Origin of the sequence: Kocuria sp. ZOR0020, from assembly GCF_000800955.1 — a bacterium.
Classification (GTDB): Bacteria; Actinomycetota; Actinomycetes; order Actinomycetales; family Micrococcaceae; genus Kocuria; species Kocuria subflava.
This window is the reverse complement of record NZ_JROX01000325.1, coordinates 1-1,353: the sequence shown is the minus strand read 5'-3', so window position 1 is coordinate 1,353 and position 1,353 is coordinate 1. Positions and strand designations below refer to the sequence as shown.

Below are 1,353 nucleotides of genomic sequence, written 5' to 3'. Positions count from 1 at the left end.
GACCAATACCGCTAAAGAATGAAACTATTCCGTCCCATGCACTCTTCAAGAAGTCTACAAAGTCAGCCCATATCTTTTTGCCTGTTTTGGTTTGAGTGAAGAAATAAACTAGACCGGCAACAACAGCGATGATTGCAGCTGCAATTAATACATAAGGGTTAAGTCCAGCAACCTTATTGAAAGCTTTCATTATGCCCATTCCTGATTTAATTGACTTTTGTAACTTTTGGAAAGCACCGATAGCAGTTACTATTCCAGTTCCGATTTTAAAAGCCACAAACCCTGCTATTAGTTCAACTAAAGCCACTTTTATCTCATCTATTGCACCCTTACTCTCACTAAATTTCTTTGCAAAATCAGCGATTTTCTTTATGACATCAGCCAACCATTTTGCCAAATTAGCGATAGTTTTACTTACATTCTCAACAGAACCTGAACTTTCAGCAGTTTTTGAATCTACACCAGTAAATGATTCTATTAGTTGTCCGATTATACTTAGAACTGAACCAAAAGTTGATTTTAAACCGTCCCAAATCTTAGAGAAAGAACTTAAAGCACCATTTTTTTCTAACGCTTCCCATAGTTCTTTGACATACTTGACTATGCTATCTATAGCTTTACCAGCACCTTTGCCCCAATCGTCCATTTTATCAATTATGGCATTGATAACAGGCGTTAAAGCCTCAAGAGTAGGAAGTAAAGCTTGCGATAAGTCTTCATTAAAACCAGACCAAGTGTCCCTTATAGTTTTTGTAGCACCGCTTGAACCGTCTGCTGCTTTTTGCATAGCCTTATCGAGCATATCCATTGAGACAGCACCGTTTGAAACAGCTTCATTGAATGAACCATACTGCTTTAATTGTGGGTTCATTTGCATAACAGTGTCTTTTAAAGAAGCGCTAAGAGCCGTGTTGTTGTCTGTTAACTGATTGATATTTTCAGCAGTAACTTTTCCAGAAGCCGCCATCTGACCATAAGCCTGTGCGACACCTTTTAAATTTTCTCCAGTACCACCAAACGCTTGGTTAGCTTTTACTAACGCTTCTGTTTTACCAACTGCTGTTTTAGCACTATCTCCTAAACCAATGAACGTTGTTGAAAGTTTTAAAGTATCTTCACTATTTGCGTTGGTGTCTCTAGCGAGCTTTTGCATAGATTGGCTTACATAGTCAAAATCTTTTCCATTACCTTTGAACTTCATCGTGTTCTTCAAGGCAATCATAGCTGTTTGAGTATCCATTGCGTCGGATATCCAACCTTTTAAGCCATTACCAACAGCACTAACAGCACTTGAACCGATTTGCCTAAATACACCTACAGCAATCTCTCTAAGACCGCTAAAGCGTGACTTCA

1 protein-coding gene is annotated in these 1,353 nt (G+C 38.6%); it reads right to left on the bottom strand.

Annotated features, from left to right (window positions below; genetic code table 11):
• Nucleotides 1-1,353 (bottom strand): tape measure protein (locus tag L979_RS15355; RefSeq protein WP_047692739.1); only part of this gene is annotated, 1,353 nt, incomplete at both ends.